Source organism: Phenylobacterium sp. (assembly GCF_030693805.1).
In the GTDB taxonomy this organism is placed as follows: domain Bacteria; phylum Pseudomonadota; class Alphaproteobacteria; order Caulobacterales; family Caulobacteraceae; genus Phenylobacterium.
The window spans coordinates 1-9,285 of record NZ_JAUXZW010000384.1; the positions used below are offsets into that span (position 1 = coordinate 1).

Here is a 9,285-nt window from a genome sequence, read left to right on the forward strand (position 1 = left end):
GATCAGATGGATATCGCTTGGTCTTCTTCGCGATCTTGGCCATCCGGCCACGGCTCTGCTCGGTCCACATCCCGAGCTTGAATCACAGACCACGATGAAGCGGAATCACCGCTCACGCCTTTTCCAAACAGCCTCTTAGCCGCCTTAGAGCCGTCTGCAGCCGTTCCCGCAAGATATATTGAGCATGCGGCCGGTCGTGACATTCCACTGTGGATCTTTGGAATATATGCGCAGTGTACGAAAATTTATTCGGATGATGTGCTCAGCGTGGGTCGTCGATAGACTTAAGATCGCCGACGCCAATTGGTCTTTTCCCGCACTCTGGCGTTTTTGCTTCCGCTGCGTAAAAAGCGCCGGGCGTATCATGGACAGCGTGTTCGTGCCGCCGTACCGTCACCTCAAGTCAGCCGGCGTAAATTCGGACTGACGTTTGTTACCGGACGCGCGCCTGAGGCCGCGCAAGTCGCTCACCAGCGGCGGGTGTCGTTCGCCAGGGTCCCGGTCGCAAAGACAGGAGGGGGAATGCGCTATCTCGGATGGGCGCTGGCGACGGCTGCGGCCCTCATCAGTTCGCCAGCCCTGGCTCAGCAACGCGCGGCGGAGAACGCCACCCGGTCGGCGGACGATGCGTTCGGCGTCAGCTTCGGCAATGAGAAGATCGGTTTGTACAACGAGCGCGACGCGCGCGGTTTCAGTCCGCTGGCGGCGAGCAATGTGCGGATCGAGGGCTTGTATTTCGATATGCGCGGGGTGATGCCCTCGCGCGTGCTGGCCGCGACCACGGTCCGCGTCGGCCTGACCGCGCAAAGCTATCCTTTCCCCGCGCCCACCGGCATCGCCGAATACACGCTGAAGCCGGCGATGGGGCCCGACGCCTTCTCGACCGTCGTGCAGATAGGATCCAACGACACCTATTCATTGGAGGCCGACGCCCACATCCAGGTGGTCCCCGGCAAGTTCGGCCTGTCCGGCGCCGCGATGTGGCGCAACGACGACAACGGGGCGCCATTCGCTCAGATCGACACTCGCGCGTCGGGATTGGTGGCGCGCTGGCGGCCAAGCCAGACCAGCGAACTCGCGGCCTTCGCCGGCGTCGGCAAGGCGACGCACAGCAAGTTCAACCCGCTGGTGTTCACGTCCGGCCCGTTCCTACCGCCAGACGTCGAGCCGGTGTTCTTCGGTCAGAGCTGGTCGAGGAGCGATCTGACCTACCATACGTACGGCGTGCTCGGTCACACGCCGCTCGGCCAGCACTGGACGTTCAAGGCCGGGCTGTTCCGCCACGACGGCTTTGGCGACGGCCCGGTCGCCGACCTGTATCTGGGCGCCGACCAGACGGGCGCGACGGCTCAGCACCTGGTGACCAACGAGCGCCCGCAGGAACAGGTCAGCATATCGGGCGAGGCGCGGCTGACCGGCGTGTTCACCGGCGCCAACCTGCGCCAGACACTGCATCTGTCGGTGCGTGGCCGTAACGTCGAGCGCAACTTCGGGGGCGCCGCCTCGGCGCTCATCGCGCCTCAAGTGGTCGGCCGGCGGGTGTTCATCCCGGAACCCAATTGGGTCTACGGCGCGTCGTCCTGGGACGAGGTCCGCCAGCGCGCCGCGGGCGTCCAGTACCAGCTCGCCTGGCGCAGCTTAGGGGAGGCGACGCTCGGCGTGCAGAAGGTCGACTACGAGAAGACCGTGACGCCGCCGACGGGCGCACCAACCGTTACACGCGACAAGCCGCTGTTCTTCAACGGCGCGCTCGCCGTCACCCTGTCGCCGAAGGCGGTGGCCTACGCCAGCTTCACCCAAGGGCTCGAGGAAGTGCCGCTCGCGCCCGAGAACGCGCTCAACGCCCAGGAGGCGCCGCCGGCCATCCACACCGAGCAATATGACTTCGGCATGCGCTACTCGATCACGCCGAGGCTCCGTCTGGTGCTGGGCTATTTCAAGATCAGCAAACCGTACTTCAACCTTGATCCCGCACGAGTTTACCGCGCGCTCGGTGAGGAGGTGCACAAGGGCTGGGAGATCTCGTTGGCCGGGTCTCTGACCGACCAGTTGAACGTCGTCGCCGGCGCCTTGCTGCAGAAGCCCGAGGTCACCGGCGAAGGTGTCGACGCCGGGCCTATCGGCCCCAAGCCGGTGAGCCAGCCCGAGACCACGCTGAAGGTGAACCTCGACTACCGCGTCGCCAGCGTCCGCGGTCTGTCGGTGGACGCCGGGGTGACCTACACCGGCGAGCGCGCGGCGACGTCGCGCACCTTCGCGGCCCTGGGCGGCCAGCAACTGGACGCCGAGGCGTTCACGACCCTCGATCTCGGCATGCGCTACCGCTTCTCGCTCGCCGGGCACGCCTCAAGTTTCCGCGCTCAGGTACTGAACGTATTCGATGATTTCGCTTGGCGCATCTACCCGTCGGGCGCCTTCTACCTGAGCGGCGCGCGCAAGTTCACCTTCACCCTGGCCACCGATTTCTAGCCTGCGCGACGCACCTCGTTGCGGCGCGACAGCAGATACATGCCAAGGGCGATCAGGATGAGGACCAGCGAAGCCTGCGGCAGGCGACTCACGCCGAAGTGGTCGTTGACCGTGCCGGCCAGCGCCGCGCCTACGGCCAGACCGCATTGCAGCAGCGCCGCGTTCAGCGTCAGCACCAGGTTGCGCGACCCGCCGGCCAAGGCCACCAGTCGCGTCGACTGCGGGGCGTTGCACATGGCGCTGACAGCGCACCAGACGCCGAGCAGCCCGTAGGTTAGCAGGCCCGGGGGCAGCGCCTGAAACAGGGCGAACGACAGCGCCACGGCGATCAATCCTGCGGTCAGCAAGATGTCATAACTCATGCGGCCCAGCAGGAACGCGGCCAGCGCCGACCCCGAGATGCTGGTGACGCCCATCAGCAGCAACGCCAGCGGCAGGAGGGCCGCGTCGACGTGCAGCACGCTGCTCAGATAGACGCCGATCAGGGTGAAGGTCGCGAACTGGGCGCCGATCTGGAAGAAGGTGACCAGCAGGGCAGGGGCGACCACCGGGTCGACGGCGACGGCCAGCATCGCCTTCGGCGTCGTGCGCACGCCATGCGATCCGGCCGGAACGACAGCCCGCAACAGCACGATGATCGCGACGCAGAAGCCGGCGATCGCCCCGATCACCACCCGCCAGCCCAGCACTCCGCCCAGGAAGCTGGCCAGCGGTACGCCCAGCACCGAGGAGAAAGAGATCCCCAGCATGACGACGCCGATCGCCTGGCCGGCGCGCTCCGGCGGCACGATGCTGGCCGCCGCCGCCGTCACCATGGGCCCGATCAGCGCGCAACCGAACGCCATGACCATCCGCGAAACCACCGCCACCGCGTAGTTCGGCGCAAAGGCGCAAATCAGTGACCCGGTGGCGAGCGCGGCCAGCCCGATGATCACCAGCCGCCGGCGATCCCAGTCGCCGATCGCCATCTGCAGCAGTGGCGCCACGAAGGTGTAGGTGAAGGCTAGGGCTGACAACAGGAAGGCGATCGAACCTGCTGAAACCTTCAGGTCTGCGGCCATCGGCGCAACCAGCCCGATCGGTGCGTTGACGCTGAGGCCGAGCAGGAAATAGGCCGCGCCAAGGGTCGGCACCGCCAGCGGATTCAGCGTCGGCGGCGCGACGGATTCGGTGGCGGCCATGGGGACCTCATGCGTCGCGAAAGCCCGAGCCGGCTCTGAATGCAGACTGCGCCCGACGCGCAGGGCATGCGCAAGCCCTGCCGTCAAAAACATCGGGACCCGACCTGCGCAGGGGTCCAAGCTGCGGCCTCGCCAAACCGGCGACCCAGGCCGCTTCGAGTCGGGGGCCAGGCGAGGGAACGCAAGGATGAAGAAGCCCGCACCACCGCGGCGTGCGTCGAGGCCGCTCGAACCGTGGCCGGCCCCGATGGATCGTCGCGCCCTGCTGGCCGGCGCCGCCACGGCGGGCGTCGCTTCCGCCGCCATCCCCGACGACGTCCTGGCCGCGTCCGACCGGGCCGAAGCGATCGCCGCGACCCGATACGGCCGGGTTCGTGGGATCAGGTCGCCCGATGGCGTCATCACATTCAGGGGCGTGCCCTACGGCGCGCCCACGTCAGGCTCGAACCGCTTCATGCCGCCGGTGAAGCCGGAGCCCTGGACCGGCGTGCGCGAAGCGGTCGAGTGGGGCCAGTCCGCGCCGCAACTGGTCTCCTTCGTGCCGAGCGAGGTGCAGGCTTATCTCGGCGGCCCTGTCGCCCGCGCCCAGGGCGAGGATTGCCTGGTCCTGAACATCTGGACCCAGGGCCTGGCGGCCGGGCGCAGACGGCCGGTCTATGTGCGCATCCACGGCGGCGGCTACAGCACGGGATCCGGCGACCGGCCGATGTACCTGGGCCACAACACCGTGCGTCGTGGCGACGTGGTCTATGTATCGATGAACCATCGGCTGGACTGCTTTGGTTTCCTGGACCTTTCCCAGTTCGGCGGCGACGCGTTCGCGGCGTCGGCCAATGTGGGCCTGCTCGACCTGGTGGCCGCGCTCGAATGGGTGCGCGACAACATCGAGCACTTCGGCGGCGACCCTGACCGGGTGATGATCGTCGGGGAATCGGGCGGAGGGGCGAAGGTGTCGACCCTGCTCGGCACGCCAGCCGCCAAGGGCCTGTTCCATCGCGCGGTGATCGAAAGCGGGCCAAGCCTGGCCTTGCCGTCACGGCAGACCAGCCTGGCGCTGGCCGAGCGGTTCCTGAAGCGCGCCGGGATCGGCCCAGGCCAGATCGGCGAGCTGCAGGCGATCCCCGCGCACCTGATGCTGGAGGCCCGCCAGCTCACGCTCAATCGCCGCTGGTTCCCGTACGAGGCGCCGCCGCAGGGCGGGTTCGGGCCAATCGCCGACGGGACCATCGTCCCGCGCGACATGTTCGATCCTGTCGCCACGCCGATCTCGTCCGACGTCCCGGTGATCGTCGGCTATAATCGCGACGAGGGCACGTTCCTGCAAATGGCCGATCCGGACCTGTACGGTCTCGACGACGCCGGGCTGGAGGGCCGTGTGCGGGGCCTGGTCGGCGACGCCGCCCCGCAGGTCATCGCCGCCTATCGCGATGCACAGCCAAACGCGACGCCCAGCGAGCTGATGATCGGCTTCGGGACCGACTACATCTTCGGCGCGAACTCCATCAAGCTGGCCGAGCGCAAGGCCGCGCTCGGGCCGGCGCCCGTCTATCTCTACCGCTTCGACTGGGCGACGCCGGCGTTCGCCGGCAAGTTCGGCGCGACCCACGGGGTGGAGATTCCCTTCACCGCCTACAACATCGCCGAGATGCCTGTGCTGACCCGCGACCGGCCCGACGCCCATGCCCTGGCGGCCCAGGTCAACGATACCTGGACGGCGTTCGCGGCGACGGGCGATCCGAACGGCGCTGGCCTGCCGCATTGGCCCGCCTACACCGCCCAGCGTCGCGCCACCCTGCTGATCGATCAGCACAGCCAGGTGGTCGACGACGCGCTGGGGCCCAATCTGCGGCGTCTCTGGGACGCCGTGCCCGCCCGTCGGATCTGAGCGGCGAGGCGGTCCGGCGTTGCTGTGCGAGTACATGGCGGCGCCTGGTACATGGACGCGCGCCCGCAGGATCGTCCCGCTGTGCGCCTCGGTGACGTAGAGGTCGCGGCGGTCCGCGCCACGGCGGGAACGGCACGCTTGTGCGTTGCGTCTTGCCTGCGTTCAGAACAGACGTCAGCTTGGCGCCTCTTTAAAAAACGAGGAACGATCCATGAAGATCGCCTACATCGGGGCCAGCGGCGAAGTCGGCAAGCGCGCCACCGCCGAGCTGGTCGCACGCGGCCACCAAGTCACCGGCATCTCGACCCATCCGGACGACATCCCCAAGATCGAGGGGCTCACCGCGAAGGCCGGCGACATCAACGACACCGACACCCTGGTCCCGCTGCTGCGTGGGCATGACGTCGTGATCAGCTCGGTGCAGTTTGTGAAATACGACCACGACAAGCTGATCGAGGCGGTGAAGGCCTCCGGCGTTCCCCGCTACTTCGTCTGCGGCGGGTCGGGGACTCTGCTGGCGCCGGGCACCCAGACGCGGATCATGGACCTGCCGACGTTCCCCGCCGCCGCCGCCGGATCGGCGTCCAACGCCGCGCGCTTCTTCGGCCGATTGCAGGAAGAGAAGGACCTGGACTGGACCTACCTGTCGCCGCCCCCGCCGCCCGGATTCGCGCCCGGCGAGCGCACGGGCAAGTACCGCCTGGGCAAGGATGAGATGCTCGTCGGCCCGGACGGCAAGCCGGGCATCTCCTACGAGGACTACGCCATCGCCATCGCCGATGAGATCGATAACCGTAAGCACAGCGGGCGCTTCACGGTCGGCTACTAGCCGGGCGCGCGAGGTTTAGGAACCAGCGCCGACGCGCCGGCTTCACGCTGGGCGTCGGCGCTGGCATACGCCTCCCGCGGCCTGCGCGGCAGGCGCCTCGAGTCAAGGATTCCTGCATGGCCTCTGGCCTTGTCGCGCTGTTGGACGATGTGGCGGCGATCGCCAAACTGGCGGCGGCCTCGCTGGACGACGTCGCCGGGGCGGCCGGCAAGGCGGGGACCAAGGCGGTCGGCGTGGTGGTCGACGATGCGGCGGTGACGCCTGGCTATGCGATGGGCTTCACGCCCGATCGCGAACTGCCGATCGTGCTGAAGATCGCCATCGGTTCGTTGCGCAACAAGTTCCTCTTCCTGCTTCCGGGGGCGCTGCTCCTGAGCGCCTTCGTGTCCTGGGCGGTGACGCCGTTGCTGATGGTCGGCGGCGCGTACCTCTGCTTCGAGGCGACCGAGAAGATCATCGAGGGCCTGCAGCCCAACCATGAAGCGAACGACCTCGACGACCTGGCTCTGGGGTCCGCCGAACTGGAGGCGAAGAAGGTCTCCGGCGCGATCCGCACCGACCTGATCCTGTCGGCCGAGATCATGGCGATCGCGCTGGCGCAGGTCGCCGAGCAGCCGCTGGGCGTCCAGGCCGCCGCGCTGGCGGTGGTGGGCCTCGCCCTGACGATCGTCGTCTATGGGGCGGTCGGTCTAATTGTGAAGATGGACGACGTGGGTCTGCACCTGGCGCGCCGCAGCCAGCCGCTGGTGGCGCGCCTGGGTCGCGGATTGGTGCGCACCATGCCGGTGGTGATGGGCACGCTGGCCAAGGTCGGCACCGCGGCGATGCTGTGGGTGGGCGGCGGCATCATCGTGCACGGGCTGGATCACTTCGGGGCCAAGACCGTGCCGCATGGGGTCGAGACGCTGTCCCACGCCGCGTCCCAGGTTCCGGCGATCGGGGCGATCACCGGCTGGATGGCCATGGCGGCGGGCTCGGCGGTGGTGGGGCTTGTCGTCGGCGGCTTGCTGGCGGGCGTGCTACATTTCGTGCCGCGGCGTCACTGAAGGAGCCGGGATGCGCGCTTACGAAACCCTGCTGGTCGAGACGCTCGCGCCGCATGTCATCCAAGCGACCCTCAACCGGCCGGCCCAGGCCAACGCCTTGAACACCCAGATGGGCCGTGACGTCCACGACCTGTTCCAGGGTTTGATGTTCGACGCCGGCGACGTTCGCTGCGTCGTGCTGACCGGCGCCGGCGACAAGGCCTTCTGCGGCGGCGGCGACCTGAAGGAACGCGACGGGATGTCGGACGCGGAGTGGCGCCGCCAGCATGTGATCTTCGAGCAGGCCTTCGAGGCGCTGATGGATTGCCCGATCCCGGTGATCGCCGCGGTAAATGGGGCGGCCTACGGCGGCGGTTGCGAGTTCGCGTTGGCCTGCGACTTCATCTATGCCGCGTCGGGCGCCCGGTTCGCCCTGACCGAGACCTCGCTAGGCATCATTCCGGGCGGCGGCGGCACCCAGAACCTGCCGCGTGCGGTCGGCGTGCGTCGCGCCCGCGAGCTGATCTTCACCGCCGCGCCGTTCACCGCCGAGGAAGCGCTGGCGTGGGGGATGGTCAACCGCGTGGTGGCCTCCGATGCGTTGATCGCCGCCGCCCTGGAGACCGCACAGCGTATCGCCGGCAACGCGCCGATCGCCATCCGCCAGGCCAAACGCGCCATCGGCCTGGGCGCCGACGCGGACCTGAAGACCGGCCTGGGCATAGAGATCGAGGCCTATAACCGGACGCCGCCGACCGCCGATCGGCGCGAAGGCGTGACGGCCTTCCGCGAAAAGCGCCGCCCAGTGTTCCGGGGCGAATAGCCCGTCCGCAGGTGATTAAGGGAAACCATCCATGACCGAGATCAGCGACGCGGAACTGGCGGCGCGGCTGGCGGTGGCCGCCGGCGATATCCTGCTGGCTGTTAGGGCCAGCGGACTGCTGCATGACGCAGGGCTCGGCAAGGCCGGCGACCGAACGGCGAACGCCTTCCTCATGCAGGCGCTGGCCGAGCGGCGTCCCGACGATGCGGTGCTGTCGGAGGAAAGCGCCGACGACAAGGTGCGCCTGACCCGCTCACGGGTGTGGATCATCGATCCGCTCGACGGCACCCGTGAATATGGAGAGGGCCGGACCGACTGGGCGGTGCACGTGGGTCTCGCCGTCGATGGATGCGCGATGGTCGGCGCCGTCGCACTGCCGGGGCTGGGTCTGGTGCAGCGCAGCGATCAACCGCCGCCCCTGCCGAGCATCGGTCGGCGACTGCGGATGCTGGTCAGCCGCAGCCGGCCGGCGGCCGAGGCGCTCGCCGTCGCCAAGGCGATGGACGCCGACCTTGCGCCGATGGGGTCGGCGGGGGCCAAGGCCATGGCTGTGGTCCGCGGCGAAGCCGATATCTACCTGCACTCCGGCGGGCAGTACGAGTGGGACAACTGCGCGCCGGTGGCGGTGGCGCAGGCCGCCGGCCTGCATGTGACGCGGCTGGATGGATCGCCTATGCGCTACAACGCCGAGAACACCTGGCTGCCGGATCTGCTGATCTGCCGCCCCGAACTCGCGACCCAAGCCAGGGCGGCGATCGCCAGGCTCTAGCCCAGCGGGCTTTGATCACGAAGGATTTGCGTGCGCGGCTTCAACGGGCTTGATGCTCTCAGCAGAGCATTCCGGGCGCCGGCGGTGGCGACTGCGGATAACGACAGGAGCGAAGGACAGACATGGCCGCGCCATCGAACACCGACAACACGCATGCCGGACCGCTGAGAGGCTGTTTGGAAAAGGCGTGAGCGGTGATTCCGCTTCATCGTGGTCTGTGATTCAAGCTCGGGATGTGGACCGAGCAGAGCCGTGGCCGGATGGCCAAGATCGCGAAGAAGACCAAGCGATATCCATCTGATCT

7 protein-coding genes are annotated in these 9,285 nt (G+C 68.1%); 6 read left to right on the forward strand and 1 reads right to left on the reverse strand.

The features are described from left to right. The first annotated feature begins 522 nt into the window (after window positions 1-522). A complete protein-coding gene (locus tag Q8M88_RS15280) occupies window positions 523-2,469 on the forward strand; it encodes a TonB-dependent receptor (RefSeq protein WP_305598014.1) in 1,947 nt (648 codons plus the stop codon). On the opposite strand, the gene Q8M88_RS15285 is transcribed toward Q8M88_RS15280, so the two are convergent. Continuing rightward, entirely contained in the window at window positions 2,466-3,650 is a 1,185-nt protein-coding gene (locus Q8M88_RS15285) for an MFS transporter (protein WP_305598015.1), read from the reverse strand. The two genes, Q8M88_RS15280 and Q8M88_RS15285, sit on opposite strands and share 4 nt — an antisense overlap. A 247-nt stretch (window positions 3,651-3,897) precedes the next feature. Here Q8M88_RS15285 and Q8M88_RS15290 point away from each other — a divergent pair, with 247 nt between their 5' ends. From Q8M88_RS15290 to Q8M88_RS15310, 5 genes are all read left to right on the forward strand, one after another. After that, complete coding sequence (locus tag Q8M88_RS15290) at window positions 3,898-5,535, forward strand: carboxylesterase/lipase family protein (protein ID WP_305598016.1); 1,638 nt, start codon at window positions 3,898-3,900, stop codon at window positions 5,533-5,535. A 211-nt stretch (window positions 5,536-5,746) separates the two neighbouring features. Beyond that, the gene (locus Q8M88_RS15295) at window positions 5,747-6,364 is read left to right on the forward strand and encodes an NAD(P)-dependent oxidoreductase (protein ID WP_305598017.1); all 618 of its coding nucleotides are present in this window, start codon (window positions 5,747-5,749) and stop codon (window positions 6,362-6,364) included. Window positions 6,365-6,480: 116 nt separating this feature from the next. Next, window positions 6,481-7,410 carry a DUF808 domain-containing protein gene (locus Q8M88_RS15300; protein ID WP_305598018.1) on the forward strand — a complete coding sequence of 310 codons (930 nt, stop codon included), beginning with the start codon at window positions 6,481-6,483 and terminating at the stop codon, window positions 7,408-7,410. 10 nt (window positions 7,411-7,420) lie between these two features. Next, on the forward strand, window positions 7,421-8,212 hold the full coding sequence (locus Q8M88_RS15305; protein WP_305598019.1) for an enoyl-CoA hydratase-related protein: 792 nt from the start codon (window positions 7,421-7,423) through the stop codon (window positions 8,210-8,212). A gap of 31 nt (window positions 8,213-8,243) precedes the next feature. After that, complete coding sequence (locus Q8M88_RS15310; RefSeq protein ID WP_305598020.1) at window positions 8,244-8,981, forward strand: 3'(2'),5'-bisphosphate nucleotidase CysQ; 738 nt, start codon at window positions 8,244-8,246, stop codon at window positions 8,979-8,981. The last annotated feature ends 304 nt before the right edge of the window (window positions 8,982-9,285 follow it).